Here is a 19,019-nt window from a genome sequence, read left to right as displayed (position 1 = left end):
ATGATTTGGCATACCGTCCCAGCTCTAGTTCAGCGACTTTTTCCTGATAGGATATGGCGGAAGGACGCTGGTGAAAATACCGTTTACCTGACTTTTGACGATGGGCCAGTACCGGGAGTTACGGATTATGTGTTGCAGCAATTAGCGAAAAGAAATCAGAAGGCTACATTTTTTGTGGTGGGAGATAATGTGCGGAAGTACCCCGAGCTGGCTCAAGAAATCATAAGTGCAGGTCATGCGATTGGCAACCATACCTACAATCACCTCAATGGTTGGAAAACCGAAAAGTCAATTTATCTGGATAATATCGAACGCTGTGATAGAATGCTGGAAGATGTGGTAGGAATGAAGCCAAAGTTATTTCGTCCGCCTTATGGTTTGGTCAAATCAAGCCAGGCAGCGGAGATTTCGAAGTTCCATCAGATAGTGATGTGGAACATGCTCTCTGGGGATTATGATCATAAGCTGAAATCAGAGAAAGTTTTGAGTAAATCTATCCGGCATACCAAAGAGGGCTCGATTGTCCTCTTTCATGATCAATTAAAGACCAAGGAGCTTTTGCCTAAAATTTTGCCGCAATACTTAGATTTCATATTGGAAAATGGCTGGAAAACGGCTGTGTTATGATAGTCTGGTTGGGAATCGGGATAGTTGGATTAATTCTCTTCCAGTTTGTCTTTGCTATCCTTAGGATCAATTTTTTCTGGAAACAGCATAGATCTGACTTCGATGAATTGCCGACTGTGTCAGTTCTAGTAGCTGTAAGAAATGAGGCGGTTGATCTTCCCAAACTCTTAAGGTCTTTTGAGCAATTGAATTATCCTGCAAGTCGTATCCGGTTTTTATTTGCCAACGATCAAAGTACAGATAATACAGCTGAAATTTTGGAGAACTGGTGTGCGAAGAACCCAAATCGAAGCTTTCTAACTGTAGTTGCTTCTCAAACAGCCTTGTATAACGAAAATGGAAAGGCAAATGCCTTGGCAATTTTGGGAGAAAAAGCCCGTGGGGAATATTACTTTTTCACTGATGCTGATTGTGAAGTAAACCCAAATTGGATCATGGAGGGAGTTGGGGCATTTACTGAAAATGTAGGTTTGGTGATTGGCATTACTCAGGTCAAAGCAATGACTACCTTGGAGAAATTTCAAGAGATCGATTGGTGGCTGACGCTTGGTTTTGTGAAAGTAGCAACGGATTTAAATATTCAGACTACTGGTTTGGGGAATAATATGGTGATTAGTAGAGCGGCTTATCAACAGTCAGGTGGCTTTATGAAATTGCCTTTTTGCCTAACAGAAGATCTGGAAATCTCTAGGGCGATTCAGCGCGAAGGATTTAAAATAGCACATCATGTAAGTCCAGGAATGCTGGCATTGACAAAAGCAGAACACAATTTTCGGGATTTGCTAGATCAGCGGAAGAGATGGATGAGCGGTGTGATGACCTTGCCTTTTTATTGGAAGTTGGTATTAGGACTGCAATTCGGGTATTTTGTAGGACTGATCTATTTTGTGGTACTTGATCCGGTACTTGGGCTCTCTTTGGCTCTGCTCAAAATACTTTTGCAGGGAATTTTTCTTATTGGATTAACGCGCAAAGTGGGGGTGAAAAGTAGCTGGCTGTCCTTGTTAGTTTTTGATTTTTATAATTTCCATACCACCGTCCTTACTATTCTTTACTATTTTTGGCCTTCCAAGACGAAATGGAAATCCAGAAGATACCCATGAATTACATAGAGACCCACGCACATATTTATTCCACTAAATTTGATTCCGATCGGGATCAGGTAATTCAGGATATCAGAGATGCTGGTATAGAGCGAGTTTACATGCCAAATGTGGATGTATCGACGATAGACGCTATGCTGGCTTGCGAAGAAAGATATCCTGGTTTGTGTATTCCTATGATGGGACTTCATCCTTGTGATGTAAAAGAGGATTTCCAAGAACAATTGGTAGTCATGGAAGACTGGCTCAATAGACGTCCCTTTGCAGCGGTAGGAGAAATAGGCTTGGACCTATACTGGGACAAAACATTTTTTGAGCAGCAAAAAGAAGCCTTGAGGATTCAGATTGGCTGGGCAAAGGATAGGGATTTACCAATTGTGCTGCATTGTAGAGATTCGATGGATGAAACAATTGCTATAGTGAAGGAGGAGCTTGATGGCAAACTTAAAGGAATCTTCCACTGCTTCAACGGGAACCTGGATCAGGCAAAACAGATTATTGATATGGGTTTTCTGCTGGGAATAGGCGGAGTAGCTACCTTCAAAAATGGGGGCTTGGACAAAGTAATCCCTGAAATCAGCATTGAGCACTTGGTGTTAGAAACTGATGCTCCCTACCTTGCTCCTGTTCCATTTCGAGGGAAAAGGAACTCTCCGGCGTATTTACCGATTATTGCAGAGAAAATCGGAGATTACCTACAGCTCTCGAAAGAGGAAGTAGCTCTGAAAACCAAACAAAATGCCCTTAACCTTTTCCGAGAGATTGGATCATGAATTATAAAATAGTTCGTTTAAATACTGCACTTCGCACCAGTAAAACTTCTTCGGTACTTATCATATATACCGGAGGCACACTGGGAATGGCCTATGACGATAGCGGGGCACTGGTGCCGTTTAATTTCGGGCAGATTCTGGAGAAGATCCCAATTCTCTACAGCATGGATATTGCCATTACTGTGATTTCTTTTCCTGAGCCGATAGATTCTTCTAATGTCTCCATGAGTCACTGGAAAGATATGGCCTATATTATCTATGAAAATTACGATAGCTATGATGGCTTTGTCGTCCTTCATGGTACAGATACCATGGCCTACTCTGCCTCTATGCTAAGCTATATGCTGCAAGGTTTGAACAAGCCTGTGATTTTCACAGGGGCACAGTTGCCTATCTCAGCGATGCGATCAGATGCACGTGAAAACCTGATGACTTCCTTAGAAATCGCTACCGCAAAAATCAATGGAGAGCCTATAGTGCCTGAGGTTTGTATTTTCTTCAATCATTTATTACTTCGTGGGAACAGATCCAAAAAGGTGCAAAGTGTACATTTTGATGCCTTTGAATCTGAGAATTATCCGCCATTGGCGGAGTCGGGAATTGTAATTGATTACAATACACAGGCTATTCGTCCATTGGAATCACATAAGAAATTGGTGACTCGAAACTCCCTGGATAATAATGTTTTGATTCTCAAATTATTTCCTGGCATATCTCAGAATGTGATTGATGCCACACTTAATATCAAAGGGCTTAAAGCGATTGTATTGGAAACTTATGGCTCTGGAAATAGCCCGAGTGAGGATTGGTTTATGGATTCCCTTCAGAAAGCCATAAAAAAGGGGATTATCATATTGAATGTATCCCAATGCAATGGTGGTAGGGTGATACAAGGTCGATATGAGACTAGTAAAGAGCTGTTGAATGTAGGTGTAATCAGCGGTACAGATATGACTACCGAGGCCGCCGTTACCAAATTAATGTTTTTGCTGGGGCAGGAAAACAATCGTGCTGATGTGATCAAGAAGCTTAAGGTGGCTTTAGCGGGTGAGATGAGCGCTTAAAAGCAATTTCATCGGCTATTTTCCGGGATAATTTGGAAACTGAATTAATAATAATTTCCTTTGCACTCCGATTTGGAATGCAGATCGCAAAATAAGCTAGAGAGGTGGCCGAGTGGCTGAAGGCGCACGCTTGGAAAGCGTGTATACTCGTGAGGGTATCGAGGGTTCGAATCCCTTCCTCTCTACATTAGAGCCAACTTTAGCAATAAAGTTGGCTTTTTCTTTTTAGTCTAAATCAAGATGAATTTGGAAGGAATGAGAACCCTCGGAATTGAAATCGACCATCGGGAGATTCGCGAGGGACAGTGCGGCATGCTTACGCGTATGTGCAATCCCTTCCTCTATACATTTAAAAACCCTAACTATCAGAAAAATTGATGGTTAGGGTTTCTTGTTTTGAATCAGTAGGGAATTTGCGTAGTGATATTTTAATTTGGCGAGGGTTTTAAAATATGTACTAATGAATATGGTGAACTCGGATCTTATCTCCAATCATTTTTCAGTTAGTAAAGAAAACCATCGTTCCTATTCGTGTCTAAGCAATTTTGCAGGGTTGATTAGAGATGCTTTTAGGATCTGAAAACCTATGGTAAGGCATGTAATAACCAGGATCAAACCAATTGGAAGCATATATGTCCACCAAGATATTTGTATTCGATATGGATAGTTAGCTAGCCAATTTTCCATACTAAATCTAATGATTGGGATTGATAGCACTCCTGCCACTAATACTAATACCAAGAATTGTTTAGCGAGTAATACTATTATTTGGATAACGGAGGCACCCATAATTTTTCTAACGCCCACTTCCTTGATTCTCTGTGTCACATTAAGAAGTGTAATACCATAAAGTCCTAAGCCTGCTACAACAATAGCCAGTATTGTGAATGCGCCGAGCAATTGTCCAAACTTTTGATCAGCCAGATACTGACTATTGAAAAAGTCATCCAAAAAGAAATATTCGAATGGCTTATCAGGGAATACTGCATTCCAGGTATCCTGTATTAAAGCTACATTCTCTTGTGCATTTACTCCATTGATTTCATCAAATTTGATAGATACATATTTGTAGGGAAAAAAAGTTGAAGTGTAAGCGACAGGGTAATTCGCTTCCTTAAAACTAATAGCCCTAAAATCAACAACTCCTACGATTTCAGCCTTTGCTAAATTTTTATTTCCCCAGTTGACTTCATGACCTATGGCATCTTCCGGTTTTTCATAACCTAATGTTTGAACAGCTTCTTTGTTCAGTATCATGGAATACTGATCGTCTACCCCTTCAATGAAATTCCTTCCTGCAATTAAATTCACTCCAAAAGTTGGGATAAAATCATAATCCATCCGAGTGAAGTAAAGGGTGACAAGTTCATCTGGATTCTTAGCGTGTCTAAAGTTGGGCATCAGCGAAAGGTGCTCTTTTCCAGGAATATCATGCGAGGCAGTAATTCCCTGTACCTTTTGATTTGCATTTAGCTTATCTCGGAAGGCAATAAGCCTTCTGGTGAATACAGAGTCTGAGCCAGGAGGGCCAAAAGTTGCTTGCGTGTTTACCACGATTGTGCTTTCGATATCAATCCCCAGACTACTGTTTTTCATCATGCTAAGCTGTCTATAAGCAACCATAGATGCTGCAATCAATGCAATGGAAATTACAAATTGAAATACTATTAGGCTGTATTTAAGGCTGAAGGCAGACCTTTTGGAAACAATTGAATAATTGCCTTTCAGCGCAAGGATGGGTTTAAAAGATGATGAGACAAAGGCAGGGTATATTCCCGCCAATACGCTTCCAAAAACTATAAGCAGCGCAAGCCCAAAAAGAAAAGCAGGATTAGAAAAAAGTGATAAAGTGGATTGTCCTCCAATGAAGGGCGATATATAAGGATTCAATAAAACCAAGAAAATACAAGAAATGCTAAACGCCAGAAGATTCATCAGGAGTGATTCAGTTAAAAACTGTTTGATGAGCTGTGATTTTCCTGACCCGATTACTTTTCGTATGCCAACTTCTCTTGATCTTTCCAATGACCGAGCGACCGACAAATTGATAAAGTTCACCCATGCAATTAGCATTACAATAATTGCGACAGCCAAAAGCGCATACACGATCTTCGAATCATTATTAGACTCAACTTCTGCCAGTAAATTTGAATTTAAGTGAATAGATGTTATAGGTTGAAGAGAAAAGGACGAGCTGAGATTATTATTAGCTTTTTCAGCTATATGTTTTTCAACAAAGGAAGGGAATTTAGCTTCTAAGGCTGAAACATCGGTACTGGAATTTAGTAGCAGAAAAGTATAAAACCCGTCGTTTCTCCAGTTCTCGCTATCACCCCCACTATCTTGATTTGTCACTTCCTGCCAGGCAAACAAAAAGTCAAATTTCATGTGGGAGTTGTTAGGGATATCCTCAAAAACACCAACAATTTTATAGTTCTCTGCATAATTGTGACTGATAATCTTTCCTATTGCAGATTCATTTCCAAAATATTTAAATGCGGCAGATCTCGAAATCATCGCAGTATGCGGCTCCAGATGTTTTATTTTCTCATTTCCCTCGATTAATGGGAAAGAAAACAATTCAAAAAAATCACCTTTAACATGGTAAACTTCCTTTTCCGCATATCGAAGCATTTCACCATCGGCTGTTAAGTGGGTCATAATAATATCAGATTCATTGCTGATCCTAAACATCGTGGTATAATTTTCCACTTCAGGAAAATCATCCATCATAGCTTCTCCTGTGGGAATAAATGTCTGGGCTTTTTGATATTGGAGTTCTCCGTCTAAATATCGATTATGCTGAACACGATAGATTCGATCCGCTTTTTCATGAAAACCATCGTAACTGAACTCAAATTGAACATAGTGCAAAATCATTAGACATGCAGCCATTCCAAAGGCGAGACCTAAGAGGTTAATAGCACTAAAAACCTTATGCTTTAAAAAATTTCGATACGCAACTAGGAGGTAGTTTTTCCACATCTTGTTTTTAGTTAGGATGAAAGTAATCCTTGTTATTCTACTTTTATGCCAAAACAAATAAGCAGAAAAGAGCATTACGGGAGAAATAATTTTATATCAAGAAGAAAAGACCGAACAAAAATGTACGTATTCGTACAAAATCCAATTTTTCAATTATCCTTGAAAAATCATATATCAATTCAGGTTTTCTGCTAATGTCACCTACGCTGAAAAAGACCAATTTTTAGTCTTAAAAACTCATCCATTAAATCAAAGTCTCAATTATCCATTTACACACCTTTTGTTAGAGGATACTAGCCAAAGTTTAGATGAGCATAAATAGGTTTTCATGTTTTTGGGTTCTCGCGCATTCGTAGGTTTGAAAAAGCACGAACCATGCAAAGCCTTTTTTATGTATTACAGATGAGATAAAAGAGATGCTTGCGTCTCATAAAGTTCGATTTATGAGACGCAAACGATTTTGTACCTATTTCATGATACACAAGATTCTTTATTGGTTTATGATATCTAAAGCCTTAGTCCTAGATTAGTAAATCAGCATTGGATGAAATCTCAAATGCTTTTTTAATCTTGCAGTATGAAGAAATTCTCTAAAAACAACTTCTCAACAGTTACCACTACAACTGATAATGAGGGCGCTGCTGTGAAAAAACCTATAATTTTTAAGAGGAAGGCTTTCCTGTTAAAGCTACTTCTTGTAGCCAATTTTGCTGTTCTATTTGCTTATCCGAGCTCAGGTCAGGGGAATCAAGCGAAAATGGCTGCAGACAATACCATCGAGGTTAATGTGCTCAGCAAGGAGAGGAATCAAGTGATTGAGCACTTCGGTGCTTCAGATGCTTGGTCTACTCAGTTTGTTGGGCTATGGCCAGATCAAAAGAAAAATGCAATTGCTGAGCTGCTTTTTAGTAAAGAGGAAGATGAAGATGGAAGTCCAAAAGGAATTGGGCTTTCGATGTGGCGATTTAATGTGGGAGCGGGAAGCACCGAGCAGGGCCAAGAAAGTGGTATTCGTGATGAGTGGAGGAGAGCAGAATCCTTTTTAACAGCAGATGGTTCTTACGATTGGTCCAAGCAAGCTGGTCAGGTTTGGTTTGCTAAAGCGGCGAAAGAATTTGGCCTGGAAAAATTGCTGGTCTTCCCAAATAGTCCTCCAGTCTATATGACCAAGACTGGAAAAGCCTACGCGAAGGATGGGAAATCGAATTTGGCTGAAAAGAATTTTAATGATTACGGAGAATACTTAGCTCAAGTCATCAAAGGGCTTGGTGAGAAAGGCCTGAAGGTAGATTATGTGAGTCCGGTGAATGAACCACAGTGGGATTGGTCGGATGGAGGCCAGGAAGGCACACCCTTTAGCAACCTTGAAATCGCTGGCATTGTCAAAGCATTGGATCAAGCTTTGAGTAGAAATATGCTGTCGACAAAGATTGATGTAGCCGAAGCAGGAAAAATCAATTATCTCTTCGAAAATGCCGACAAGGAGGAGAGAGGTGAACAGATTGCCAATTTTTTCAATCCTGGGTCAGCGAATTACATTGGCGATCTAGCACATCTGAGTCGTACAATTTCAGCACATAGTTATTTCACCACTTCTCCTTATATAGCAGCAGTACAGCAACGTCAAAATCTAAATGCTGCCTTAGGTAAGGTAGAAGGCCTGAGCTATTGGATGAGCGAATACTGTATTTTGGGTGGCAATGAAGGAGAAATCAAAGGGAACGGAAGAGATTTGGGGATTGATCCAGCACTTTATATAGCAAGAGTAATTCATAATGATTTGACGGTTTCCAATGCAAGCGCCTGGCATTGGTGGATTGCTATTTCACCTTATAATTATAAGGATGGTTTGATTTACATCGATAAGCAAAAAACAGATGGGGAGTTCTATGAAAGTAAAATGCTCTGGGCACTGGGTAATTACAGTAGATTTATCCGACCAGGCTATCAGAGGCTTGCCGTAGAAATAAATAACGAAAAGCAGCAGGGCCCAGATTTTTTGGCTTCTGCTTATGAATCGATAGATCAGCGAGAGCTTGTCTTGGTGTTTGTTAATTCTTCAGACCAAGAGCTAAAAGTGAATTTGGCGGAAGATGGCAATTCAATTTCCATTAAGGCTCTTTTTCTCACCTCCAAGGATAAGGATTTGGAATCCGTAGCAAGGACTGACAGCGATGGAGCTGTCACTATTCCAGCTAGATCTATTATGACGGTATTGACAGAAAATTAGTATGTCCGATGATTTTTGTGCGAAGAATGGAGCTTGACTATTCTAGATCTTGGGGTGCAGAAGGCCAATAATTAATGAGTATTCTGACGTTGATCCTTAGTAAATAAAACAAGAGATAATGTTTTTTAGAAAAAATAGAAGTAAAAAATCTCCTATAAAAAATAAAATAAAGACTCGTGAAAGTTTAAAATTTGTTAATTATCGATAGGGGGCTAGTGTGTTTCTTCTCAAAATTCTGCAAATTAAGAGAGCCTATAAAAGAGAAGTGTGAAATTTTGTCAGATTGTCCTGAAATGTAAAAACCAATTAATCAGGATATTCTGATCAATTTGAAAAAAGCTAGGCTCACTAGTACAAATTAATTTTTCTTTCTGCGAAAAAATAAGAACCTTACGATCGAGTTTTGGGGATAAGCGTCTTTTTTATTGTAAAAGGAAATACGTCCGTTCGTGTAAAAGCTTGCTGTATCCTGAGATATAAGCCTGATTTTTCACAAAATTCTAAAAGAGTCGATTGTTTTTTGAATTTAAAAAATGATAACTTTAAAACTCGATTCTAGAGTAGAAACCATTTAACCTTTATCAAAAGTCTATTTAAAATCCACATTATGAGAAAGTTAATCGCTTTGTTCATGCTTGCAGGCATCCTATTCGCACCTGTTTTTGCTAACGCACAAGACGCAGAAGAGACTGCAGCACAAGAAGAAACAACCCCAGTAGCAGTTCAGCCTGCTGCATCTCCCACCATTGTAGATGATGAAATCGTCGCAGAGGAGCAAAGTTTCCACCAAGTTGTAAAAGAGAAGTTCATCGAAGGTGATCCTCTTTACATGACTCCAGTATTGATCTGTTTGATCTTGGGTCTAGCGGTTGCTTTGGAAAGAATCATCACCCTGAATCTTTCTACGACCAACACCAAGAAATTGTTGATCAAAGTAGAGGATGCTCTTGAAACTGGAGGGATAGAAGCTGCTAAGGACCTTACTAAAAGTACTAAAGGCCCAGTCGCATCTATCTTTACACAAGGTTTGATGAGATACTCTGAAGGAATCGAAATGGTAGAGAAATCTATTATTGCTTACGGTTCTGTAGAAATGGGTAGATTAGAAAAAGGTCTTATTTGGATCTCTCTATTCATCTCCCTAGCTCCAATGTTAGGATTCATGGGTACAGTAATCGGTATGATTGGTGCCTTTGATTCTATTGAAGCTGCTGGTGATATCTCTCCTTCTCTAGTAGCAGGTGGTATCAAGATCGCCCTTTTGACCACAGTTGCTGGTTTGATCGTTGCGATTATCCTTCAGTTGTTCTACAACTATTGTGTAGCTAAAATTGATTCTTTGGTTAATGACATGGAAGATGCTTCTATCTCATTGGTTGATATCTTGGTTAAGCACAAATTGACTGGCAAGTAAGCCGTCAGCTTGTACTACTTTAATATTTATTAACCTCAAAGAAAAACTACATTATGGATACTTATGACATCTTATTATACGGAAGTTACATCCTAATCGGAGTTGGAGCTGTAGTGGCAATATTAATGCCATTGATCAAGTCTTTGGATAATCCAAAAAGCTTGCTCAAAACTGCGGTGGGAATTGTCGGTATAGTTGTATTGTTCTTCATTGCCTATTCTATTTCTAGCAATGAAGTACTTCCTAAATTTGAAGCTTCTCCTTTCAACCTGACTCCTGGCGGATCTCAGTTGGTAGGTGGAATGCTTATCACCACTTACATTCTTGCAATCGTTGCTCTTGGAAGTATCGTATTGACAGAAGTGACTAAAGCGATAAAGTAATATGGCTAGAAAGAAAAATAGAATGAGTACGGAGGTCAATGCAGGCTCTATGGCAGATATTGCTTTCCTGCTACTGATCTTCTTTCTCGTCACCACTACGATCGCATCGGATAAGGGTATCTTGAATATCTTGCCTCCGAAGCTAGATCCAAACAACCCTCCTCCAAAGATTGATTTGAATGAGAGAAACATCTTCACGATTCTTTTGAATGCTAACGATCAGTTGTTGGTTGAAGGAGAATTCAGAGAAAGTCCAGAAGGACTAGACGAAGATGTGAAGGCGTTCATTATGAACTTTGGTTCACCAGACGAAGAAGGTATTGCCTTGTATAACTCACTACCTGCATCAGTGAAAGCTTTGGCAGCTAGAAACCCTGATTCATCTGATGATCCAGGAGAGGCAGTTGTATCTATTAAGACTGACCGAGGAACTAGTTATGATAAATACCTTGAAGTATTTGATTTGACTAAGAAGGCATATTTCGATATTTATGCTCAAAGAGTTAATCTTAGCACGGATGAGTATAGAGCCTTGACTGGTAAAAACGATGCTGAAACAAGTCTTCAAGATCGAGGAAAAGAAGGAATCCCTATGGCGATTTCTATCGCAGAACCTAATAAAATAGGAGGTAATTGATATGGCAAAGTTTGGAAAGAAAACAAAAGCAGACGTAAATATACCTACCTCAGCTTTACCGGATATTATCTTTATGCTTCTGTTCTTCTTCATGGTAACTACCGTGTTGAGAGAGCAAGAGATATTGGTTGAGCAAAAGATTCCTGCAGCTACACAGCTTCAGAAACTTCAGAAGAAGACGCTTATTTCTTATATTTTCATTGGAAAGCCTAAGAATACAGCCCTTTATGGTACTGAGCCAAGAGTACAGGCAAATGATGCGTTATTGAATACTCCTGACATTGTTCAGTGGGTAAACCAAGAGCGTGATTTACTTCCTGAAGCCGATCGTGGATTGATCACTATATCCATGAAAGCTGATAGAGATGTAAAAATGGGCCCTATCTCTGATGTTCAGACTGAACTGAGAGAAGCTGATGCAAGAAGAATTCTTTATGCTTCAATAGGCAAAGTTCAAAAGTAATAGATCATTAAATTGATGTGAAAGCTATCCCAGATTGGGATAGCTTTTTTTATTTCCTGTTATGCTAGCATCACTTAAAAACACTAAGAAGGTCCAAAATGCTTGGGCGATGTACGACTGGGCAAATTCTGTTTATAGTCTAGTCATCACTTCTACCATTTTCCCTGTTTACTTTAATAGTGTCACAAAAGGACTAAATGCCAATGATACGGTTGACTTTTTTGGGTTTGAGATCGTCAATACGGTTTTGTATTCCTATTCCATATCCTTTTCATTCCTGATCATTGCTCTGATATCACCAATACTTTCTGGAATAGCTGATGCAAGTGGTAAGAAGCTTCAGTTTATGAAGTTCTTTGCCTACCTTGGTTCCTTATCCTGTATTGCGCTTTTCTTTTTTGATGGGAATAACTTGGAATGGGGTATTTGCTTCTCTGTGCTTGCAAGTGTAGGCTATGCTGGGAGTATAGTCTTTTACAATGCCTACTTGCCAGAGATTACCACTCCAGATAAGTATGATCTACTCAGTGCAAAGGGGTTTGCGCTAGGTTATATCGGTAGTGTCATTCTTCTGGTGATCAATTTGCTCATGATCCAGTTTCCTTCTTGGTTTATGCTATCTGATGACGGGATGGCTGCACGGCTTTCGTTTTTGATTACTGGTCTGTGGTGGGCTGGCTTCTCGCAGATTCCATTTAGAGTCCTTCCTCATAATCCTTTTGGGAAGGATATCAAAAAAGAGTTTTTGCTGAAAGGCTATCATGAGATTAGAAAAGTGTGGAATGAGGTCAAGCAAATTACAGTGATGTATCGCTTCTTGGCATCCTTCTTCTTTTACTCTATGGGAGTGCAAACAGTAATGTACTTGGCAGCTACCTTTGGTGATAAGGAGCTGGGATTGCCTGGTGATCAGTTGATCATGACTATCCTGATTATTCAGATAGTAGCCATTGCAGGAAGCTACTTCTTTGCTTTTATCTCCAAAAAGTTTGGGAACAAACAAAGTTTGGTGATCATGGTCCTGATATGGGTGGGGATATGTGCAGGAGCTTACTATGTATATTCTGTGTATGAATTCTTTGCCTTGGCTTTTGTAGTAGGATTAGTGATGGGAGGTATTCAATCTTTGTCTAGATCTACTTTTTCTAAATTGATCCCGAGAAGCTCTACTGATCATGCTTCTTATTTTAGCTTCTATGATGTGACGGAGAAGCTCGCCATTGTTCTTGGTACTTTCTCCTATGGCTTCATAGAGCAAATCACTGGTAGTATGAGAAACTCTGCTCTTTCCCTAGGTATATTTTTTCTTGTTGGCTTAGGTTTCCTACTTTTAGTAACTATCCCTAAAAAAGGCTTAGATACTGAAAGGGCATAATTATGCAAAAAATACTATCTGGAGTTCAAGTGAAGGAGCTCGACAAGCAGCATTTGAAATTGAGTGGACAAAGTAGCCATGAGCTAATGGAGGATGCTTCCAAAGCCTTTGTGCATTGGTTTCTAGATCAGTCATTTTCTTCTGAGCACAGTATTCATATCGCTGTGGGCGGAGGCAATAATGGGGGTGATGGCTTAGCTATAGCTAGGCTATTGACCGAGCATTCCTTTTCAGTTACTATCCTGAAGTGCTTTGAGTCGCTTGATAAACTCAGTTCGGACGCTCTTTTGAACTTCAATAGGCTTCCCCAATCAATTCAGGTCTTAGACTTTGAAAATTGGTTATTTCCCCAAAATGGAATTCTTATTGATGCCTTTCTGGGCGTTGGCTTGAAAGGGGAACTTAGATCCGCTGCTCTCGAGATTATCCATAAGTTAAATGAGTTTAAGGGCACTGTTTTAAGTATAGATGTTCCCTCTGGATTGCCATCTGATGAAGTCACTAAAGAGCAAGCGGTGAAGGCTGATTATACGATCAGTTTTGGATTCCCTAAGCTTTCCTTGATTTTACCCGAACATGCTGAGTATGTAGGGGAGATGATCGTACTCAAATTTGGTTTACTAGAAGAGGCATACAGGGACTTTGATAGCTCCTTGTATTATCTCGAAGCCAAAGATATAGCCACTTTGCACAAGACATTTAATAGGTTTAGCTATAAAGGGGATATGGGTAAAATCCTGCTAGTAGGAGGAAGCCCGGGCAAGATGGGGGCGCTTATTCTTTGTTCTAAAAGTGCACTGCGTACAGGCTCAGGTTTGGTAACCTGCCACATGGAGGATTCTGAGCGAATCATTATTCAAACGGCAGTACCAGAGGCGATGGCATCTTGGGGATTGATTCCAAATCCTGAGTTTTATGATGCTGTGGGGATAGGCCCAGGTTGGGGAACAGAAAATAGGGCTAGGTTATTCAGGCAGTTTTTAAATGATTTCAAAAAGCCAATAGTAATTGACGCTGATGGGCTGAACCTGTTGGCGAGGAATCCTGATTTATTACCCTTGGTACCAAAGAATTCAGTGCTTACACCTCATATTGGTGAATTTACTAGATTGGTTGGAAAGGCTATTAATCATCTGGAGAGGCTTAAGCTTGCCAAAAAGTTTGCGCTTGATAATGAATTGATCTTGGTGTTGAAAGGTGCTAATACAGTTGTTAGTATGCCAGATGGAAGGCAGGTAGTTAATTCTACTGGCAATAAATACATGGCAACTGGAGGATCCGGTGATGTACTTACTGGAATGATCACGTCTTATTTAGGAATGGGCTATGCAGCTGAAAATGCTGCATTATGTGGTGTGTTTCATCATGGTTTAGCGGGAGAAATTGCTTCCAAATCCAAGCGTAGATCTATGATAGCTAGTGATATTATTGAGGCAATCTCAGAGACCTACATTCAGTTAGATATTTCCTAATTCTTTGTTCCTCGGCAAAGTATATCGCTATGCCTGAGGTTTGATATCTATCCATTTTTTGCTATGAACAACGAGAAGTTTTTACTTTGGACGCTGGCTGCCATCAATTTTATTCACATTGTTGACTTCATGATTTTGATGCCCTTAGGACCTCAGCTCATGAGGATCTTTGAGATTTCACCTCGTGAGTTTGGGCTATTGGTGTCTTGCTATACCTTCAGTGCGGGGACTTCTAGCTTCTTTGGAGCATTTATATTGGATCGATTTGACCGTAAGAAAATACTGGTGTGGGTATATGTAGGCTTTGCGATTGCCACTTTGGGCTGTGCTTTATCTCCAAGCTATCCAGTTCTCTTGGCTGCAAGAGTGGTCTCAGGCATTTTTGGAGGATTGACCTCTGCATTGATTCTGGCTATTATAGGAGATGTGATTCCTGATTCCAGACGTGGTAGAGCTATGGGCTTGGTGATGGCGGCATTCTCTGTGGCTTCAGTTCTCGGCGTTCCCTTGGGTTTGTTTCTCGCAAGTTTATCAGACTGGCATACGCCATTTTTCATCCTTACAGGACTATCAGTCTTAAGCCTTGGGATGATTGTCAGATTCATTCCAACTATCAGAGATCATTTGAGAAATGATGTCATAAGACCTAGTCCGCTGGTAGTGATTCGAAGAGTTACAAGTGATTCCAATCAGATGAGAGCGATTACTCTTTCTGTAATGATGATGTTTGGCCAGTTTATGATTATCCCTTTTTTGAGTCCATATACTGTGGCAAATGTTGGGTTTACTGAGCTACAACTTACTTACATCTACATGGCGGGTGGAGCATTTACGATTTTCACATCGCCCTGGGTAGGGAAGCTTTCTGATAAGTATGGTAAGCAGAAGATCTTTATCATTTTCATGCTACTGAATGTGGTTCCTATTGCAATCATTACGCATTTAGGGGTAACGCCTATTCCTTTTGTGCTGATGGTTTCTACGATGTTTTTTGTGACATCTAATGGCCGATATGTGCCAGCTGCTGCGATAGTCACTGGAACTGCCAAACCAGAAAACAGAGGGAGCTTTCTCAGTTTCAACTCAGCTGTGCAGCAATTAGCTACAGGTGTAGCATCTCTTCTTGCAGGAATAATAATTGGAGAGAATGCAGCTGGGGAGCTGACCAACTTCAATGTGGTCGGTTATATCGCCATTGCATTTAGCTTGCTATGTATTCCGCTAGCCATGAGAATTAAAGTCGTGAGTTAAACCTTTTAATTACCCTCAATGATGTCAATAGGTTTGTTCGTGCTGTTGTACAGGCTGGGAGACCGAAGCCCGAAGACCGGTGACCGATGTTTTCATGAAAAAATTGGCCATAAAAAATCCCCGACATTTCTGCCGGGGATTTACAGCTTTTAAAACTCTGCATTTCCTGGAGTTCGAGGGAATGCTATCACATCCCTGATATTTCCCATTCCAGTGACGAAGAGCACCATTCGCTCAAAGCCTAATCCGAAACCGGCATGCGGTGTAGCTCCAAATCTTCTGGTGTCTAAATACCACCACATTTCGTCCTGAGGAATATCCATCTCTTCCATTCTCTTGGTAAGTACATTCATACGCTCTTCACGCTGCGAACCACCGACTATTTCACCTATGCCAGGGAAAAGAATGTCCATGGCAGCTACAGTTTTTCCATCATCATTTTGACGCATGTAGAATGACTTGATGTCTTTTGGATAGTCAGAGAGTATCACAGGCTTTTTGAAATGTTTTTCTACCAAGAATCGCTCGTGCTCAGATTGCAAATCTGCTCCCCAAGCGTCAATGAGGTAGGAGAATTTCTTTTTCTTGTTAGGCTTAGAATTTCTCAGAATATCTATCGCCTCAGTATAGCTAATGCGTACAAACTCATTTTCTGCTACAAATTTCAGCTTTTCAATCAGTCCCATCTCACTTCGCTGATCTGCCGGCTTCACCTTCTCTTCCTCCTGAAGCCTTGAATCTAGGAATGCTAGATCTTCAGCACAATTGTCCAATGCATATTGGATCACATATTTCAAGAAATCTTCTGCCAAGTCAGCATTGTCTTCCGCATCATAGAAAGCCATTTCAGGTTCGATCATCCAGAACTCAGCTAAGTGACGAGTTGTGTTTGAATTCTCAGCGCGGAAAGTTGGGCCAAAAGTATAGATGTCAGCCAGTGCCATAGCTGCCAATTCGCCTTCCAGTTGACCGGACACCGTCAAGTTGGTTTCTCTTTCGAAGAAATCCTGTTTGTAATCTATTGCGCCCTCGCTATTCTTTGGAGGGTTCTTCATATCAAGGGTAGTGACTTTGAAGGTCTCCCCAGCTCCTTCTGCATCGGAAGCCGTGATGATAGGCGTATGGATGTAGAAAAAGCCTTTATCATTGAAGTATTTATGAACAGCAAATGCCAAGGCATGTCTAACTCTAAAGACTGCGCTGAAAGTATTGGTTCTCATTCTCAGATGGGCATTTTCCCGAAGGAACTCCATGGAATGCTTCTTTGGTTGCAGTGGGTATTTTTCAGGATCTGCTTCCCCCAGAACTTCTATAGTAGTAGCATTTAACTCTGAGCTTTGTCCTGCACCTTGGGACTCGACTACATTTCCGGTCACTTTAAGGCAAGCTCCTGTGGTACATTTCTTCAGAATATCTTCAGAAATCAGATTTGGGTCAGCCACCACTTGGTAATTCGTAATGATGGAGCCGTCATTTAGTGCAATGAATGAAACATTTTTGTTTCCTCTCTTTGTACGAACCCAGCCCATGAGCGTCACTTCTGATCCAATTGGATGGGTATCCAGGATGGTCTTGATTTTGACTCTTTTGTTAAATGCCATTTGGTGATTTGTTAATGCAGGATTATTTGAAGCCTGCTAATAATTTAAAGGAATGCAAAAAAACGATTAAATAAGCTTTTTATCAAAAAATTGCTCGTTTTTCCTAACTTTGGCATAAGGGCTTTTTCAGGAGAAAAGGCCTTTTTTGAACCCAAACAGCAGGTTTTACCCAATACCGAATGCAAAAGTTACATCTTAACCAGTCACTTTCCCAGAAGCTGTCACCTCAGCAAATACAATTTATCAAATTGTTGCAGGTTCCGACGGCCGAATTAGATACTCGAATCGAAGAGGAACTCGAGATTAATCCTGCGCTGGAAGAAGGCAAAACTGAGGAAAAAGAAAGTACAGAGGATGACTTTGAGGATAACTACGAAGAGGAGCCTCTCACAGAAGAGCGTGACGTAAACATCGATGATTACTTAGATGATGAGTACGGTGGATATAAAATGCAAGGAGACGGCAATTATAATGCGGATGAAGAAGATCGCGAAATGCCTATTTCCAGTCAATCTTCCCTGCACGATCAGTTAGTTTCTCAGTTGAGTTTTCTTCGTCTAGACGATAGGGAAAAGATCATCGGGGAGCAGCTAATTGGTAGTATTGAGAATGATGGGTATATCCGTCGAGATTTAGAATCAATTATTAATGACTTGGCTTTCAGCCAAAATATTGAAACAGATATTGACGAGTTGGAGGAGATTTTGAGAAAAATCCAGAATTTTGATCCAGCAGGTATAGCTTCTAGGAATCTTCAGGAATGTCTCACTATTCAGCTAGAGCGTAAGGAGCATCCAGATGATCCTACCGTGCAGAATGCTTTGAAAATCATGCATGATTGTTTCGATGAATTCACCAAAAAGCATTATGCAAAGATTCAGAAGCGTTGTGATCTTAGCGATGAAGAGACCAAGGATGCTGTGAATCTGATCACTAAGCTCAACCCAAAACCAGGAGGAGTGGCTGATGGCTTGGTCAGGACACAATACATAATTCCAGATTTCATGCTCACTAATACAGCGGGAAAATATGAAATCAGCTTAAATTCTAAGAATGCTCCGGAATTGAGAATCTCCAGGTCTTACTCGGAGATGTTTGATGCCTACGACAAGAGTGATAAGAAAGACAAGAAACTAAAGGAGACGGTCACCTTTGTAAAGCAGAAGTTGGATGCTGCAAAGTGGTTTATTGATGCGATCAAGCAGAGACAGAATACGCTTTTGAGAACTATGGAAGCGATTCTACAATATCAGAAGGAGTTTTTCATTGATGGAGATGAGACCAATCTCCGGCCGATGATCTTGAAAGATATTGCCGAGCGAATTGATATGGATATATCCACGGTATCCAGAGTAGCAAATAGTAAAGCTATTCAAACGGAATTCGGCGTTTATCCATTGAAGTATTTTTTCTCAGAAGGTATCGCTACAGATAGCGGGGAGGATGTGAGTAATCGGGAAGTGAAATCTGTACTACAAACTATGGTGGATGCAGAGGATAAAAAGAAGCCACTATCGGATGACAAGCTTGTCAAAATGCTAAACGGAAAAGGATACAATATCGCGCGAAGAACTGTTGCAAAATATCGTGAGCAGCTTCAGATCCCTGTTGCTAGACTAAGAAAAGAATTGTAGTGCAGAG

General features: G+C 40.3%; 15 protein-coding genes and 1 tRNA gene. 14 read left to right on the top strand and 2 right to left on the bottom strand.

Going from position 1 to position 19,019, the window contains the following annotated elements:
* The 5 genes from LV85_RS02375 (at position 1) to LV85_RS02355 (ending at position 3,752) form a co-directional block, all read left to right on the top strand.
* A complete protein-coding gene (locus tag LV85_RS02375; RefSeq protein ID WP_111316596.1) occupies positions 1 to 627 on the top strand; it encodes a polysaccharide deacetylase family protein in 627 nt (208 codons plus the stop codon).
* Positions 624 to 1,730 (top strand): glycosyltransferase, encoded by a 1,107-nt coding sequence (locus tag LV85_RS02370; protein ID WP_111316595.1) that lies wholly within the window; start codon positions 624 to 626, stop codon positions 1,728 to 1,730. The genes LV85_RS02375 and LV85_RS02370 overlap by 4 nt, the downstream gene beginning before the upstream one ends.
* Positions 1,727 to 2,503, top strand: a complete 777-nt coding sequence (locus tag LV85_RS02365; RefSeq protein ID WP_111316835.1) for a TatD family hydrolase — start codon at positions 1,727 to 1,729, stop codon at positions 2,501 to 2,503. The genes LV85_RS02370 and LV85_RS02365 overlap by 4 nt, the downstream gene beginning before the upstream one ends.
* Entirely contained in the window at positions 2,500 to 3,567 is a 1,068-nt protein-coding gene (locus LV85_RS02360; RefSeq protein ID WP_111316594.1) for an asparaginase, read from the top strand. Before LV85_RS02365 ends, LV85_RS02360 begins: the two co-directional genes overlap by 4 nt.
* A 98-nt stretch (positions 3,568 to 3,665) precedes the next feature.
* Positions 3,666 to 3,752 (top strand) — tRNA-Ser (locus LV85_RS02355).
* 340 nt (positions 3,753 to 4,092) lie between these two features.
* Here the strand turns inward: LV85_RS02355 and LV85_RS02350 are convergent.
* Positions 4,093 to 6,552 carry an ABC transporter permease gene (locus tag LV85_RS02350; RefSeq protein ID WP_158531128.1) on the bottom strand — a complete coding sequence of 820 codons (2,460 nt, stop codon included), beginning with the start codon at positions 6,550 to 6,552 and terminating at the stop codon, positions 4,093 to 4,095.
* A 577-nt stretch (positions 6,553 to 7,129) separates the two neighbouring features.
* Here LV85_RS02350 and LV85_RS02345 point away from each other — a divergent pair.
* The 8 genes from LV85_RS02345 to LV85_RS02310 all read left to right on the top strand — a co-directional run bounded on the left by LV85_RS02345 (position 7,130) and on the right by LV85_RS02310 (position 15,777).
* Positions 7,130 to 8,782 carry a glycoside hydrolase gene (locus tag LV85_RS02345; protein WP_245942114.1) on the top strand — a complete coding sequence of 551 codons (1,653 nt, stop codon included), beginning with the start codon at positions 7,130 to 7,132 and terminating at the stop codon, positions 8,780 to 8,782.
* A 607-nt stretch (positions 8,783 to 9,389) separates the two neighbouring features.
* The gene (locus LV85_RS02340; protein ID WP_111316592.1) at positions 9,390 to 10,196 is read left to right on the top strand and encodes a MotA/TolQ/ExbB proton channel family protein; all 807 of its coding nucleotides are present in this window, start codon (positions 9,390 to 9,392) and stop codon (positions 10,194 to 10,196) included.
* A 53-nt stretch (positions 10,197 to 10,249) separates the two neighbouring features.
* Positions 10,250 to 10,579 carry a hypothetical protein gene (locus LV85_RS02335; protein WP_111316591.1) on the top strand — a complete coding sequence of 110 codons (330 nt, stop codon included), beginning with the start codon at positions 10,250 to 10,252 and terminating at the stop codon, positions 10,577 to 10,579.
* Position 10,580: 1 nt separating this feature from the next.
* Entirely contained in the window at positions 10,581 to 11,216 is a 636-nt protein-coding gene (locus LV85_RS02330; protein ID WP_111316590.1) for an ExbD/TolR family protein, read from the top strand.
* Position 11,217: 1 nt separating this feature from the next.
* Positions 11,218 to 11,679 (top strand): ExbD/TolR family protein, encoded by a 462-nt coding sequence (locus LV85_RS02325; protein WP_111316589.1) that lies wholly within the window; start codon positions 11,218 to 11,220, stop codon positions 11,677 to 11,679.
* A 61-nt stretch (positions 11,680 to 11,740) separates the two neighbouring features.
* Entirely contained in the window at positions 11,741 to 13,054 is a 1,314-nt protein-coding gene (locus LV85_RS02320) for an MFS transporter (RefSeq protein WP_111316588.1), read from the top strand.
* 2 nt (positions 13,055 to 13,056) lie between these two features.
* Positions 13,057 to 14,526 carry an NAD(P)H-hydrate dehydratase gene (locus LV85_RS02315; protein WP_111316587.1) on the top strand — a complete coding sequence of 490 codons (1,470 nt, stop codon included), beginning with the start codon at positions 13,057 to 13,059 and terminating at the stop codon, positions 14,524 to 14,526.
* Between the two features lie 63 nt (positions 14,527 to 14,589).
* On the top strand, positions 14,590 to 15,777 hold the full coding sequence (locus LV85_RS02310; RefSeq protein ID WP_111316586.1) for an MFS transporter: 1,188 nt from the start codon (positions 14,590 to 14,592) through the stop codon (positions 15,775 to 15,777).
* A 149-nt stretch (positions 15,778 to 15,926) separates the two neighbouring features.
* On the opposite strand, the gene asnS is transcribed toward LV85_RS02310, so the two are convergent.
* The gene (gene asnS / locus LV85_RS02305) at positions 15,927 to 17,378 is read right to left on the bottom strand and encodes an asparagine--tRNA ligase (RefSeq protein ID WP_111316585.1); all 1,452 of its coding nucleotides are present in this window, start codon (positions 17,376 to 17,378) and stop codon (positions 15,927 to 15,929) included.
* A gap of 179 nt (positions 17,379 to 17,557) precedes the next feature.
* Here asnS and rpoN point away from each other — a divergent pair, with 179 nt between their 5' ends.
* The gene (gene rpoN / locus LV85_RS02300; protein WP_111316584.1) at positions 17,558 to 19,012 is read left to right on the top strand and encodes an RNA polymerase factor sigma-54; all 1,455 of its coding nucleotides are present in this window, start codon (positions 17,558 to 17,560) and stop codon (positions 19,010 to 19,012) included.
* The last annotated feature ends 7 nt before the right edge of the window (positions 19,013 to 19,019 follow it).

Origin of the sequence: Algoriphagus chordae, assembly GCF_003254055.1 — a bacterium.
Classification (GTDB): Bacteria; Bacteroidota; Bacteroidia; order Cytophagales; family Cyclobacteriaceae; genus Algoriphagus; species Algoriphagus chordae.
The sequence above is the reverse complement of the archived record's forward strand: the minus strand, read 5'-3'. Positions and strand labels throughout refer to the sequence as shown.

Bases quoted from the DNA above. Each gene is read 5' to 3' on its own strand.
- LV85_RS02375 (WP_111316596.1), top strand. From the start codon at position 1: ATGATTTGGCATACCGTCCCAGCTCTAGTTCAGCGACTTTTTCCTGAT.
- LV85_RS02370 (WP_111316595.1), top strand. From the start codon at position 624: ATGATAGTCTGGTTGGGAATCGGGATAGTTGGATTAATTCTCTTCCAG.
- LV85_RS02365 (WP_111316835.1), top strand. From the start codon at position 1,727: ATGAATTACATAGAGACCCACGCACATATTTATTCCACTAAATTTGAT.
- LV85_RS02360 (WP_111316594.1), top strand. From the start codon at position 2,500: ATGAATTATAAAATAGTTCGTTTAAATACTGCACTTCGCACCAGTAAA.
- LV85_RS02350 (WP_158531128.1), bottom strand. From the start codon at position 6,552: ATGTGGAAAAACTACCTCCTAGTTGCGTATCGAAATTTTTTAAAGCAT.
- LV85_RS02345 (WP_245942114.1), top strand. From the start codon at position 7,130: ATGAAGAAATTCTCTAAAAACAACTTCTCAACAGTTACCACTACAACT.
- LV85_RS02340 (WP_111316592.1), top strand. From the start codon at position 9,390: ATGAGAAAGTTAATCGCTTTGTTCATGCTTGCAGGCATCCTATTCGCA.
- LV85_RS02335 (WP_111316591.1), top strand. From the start codon at position 10,250: ATGGATACTTATGACATCTTATTATACGGAAGTTACATCCTAATCGGA.
- LV85_RS02330 (WP_111316590.1), top strand. From the start codon at position 10,581: ATGGCTAGAAAGAAAAATAGAATGAGTACGGAGGTCAATGCAGGCTCT.
- LV85_RS02325 (WP_111316589.1), top strand. From the start codon at position 11,218: ATGGCAAAGTTTGGAAAGAAAACAAAAGCAGACGTAAATATACCTACC.
- LV85_RS02320 (WP_111316588.1), top strand. From the start codon at position 11,741: ATGCTAGCATCACTTAAAAACACTAAGAAGGTCCAAAATGCTTGGGCG.
- LV85_RS02315 (WP_111316587.1), top strand. From the start codon at position 13,057: ATGCAAAAAATACTATCTGGAGTTCAAGTGAAGGAGCTCGACAAGCAG.
- LV85_RS02310 (WP_111316586.1), top strand. From the start codon at position 14,590: ATGAACAACGAGAAGTTTTTACTTTGGACGCTGGCTGCCATCAATTTT.
- asnS (WP_111316585.1), bottom strand. From the start codon at position 17,378: ATGGCATTTAACAAAAGAGTCAAAATCAAGACCATCCTGGATACCCAT.
- rpoN (WP_111316584.1), top strand. From the start codon at position 17,558: ATGCAAAAGTTACATCTTAACCAGTCACTTTCCCAGAAGCTGTCACCT.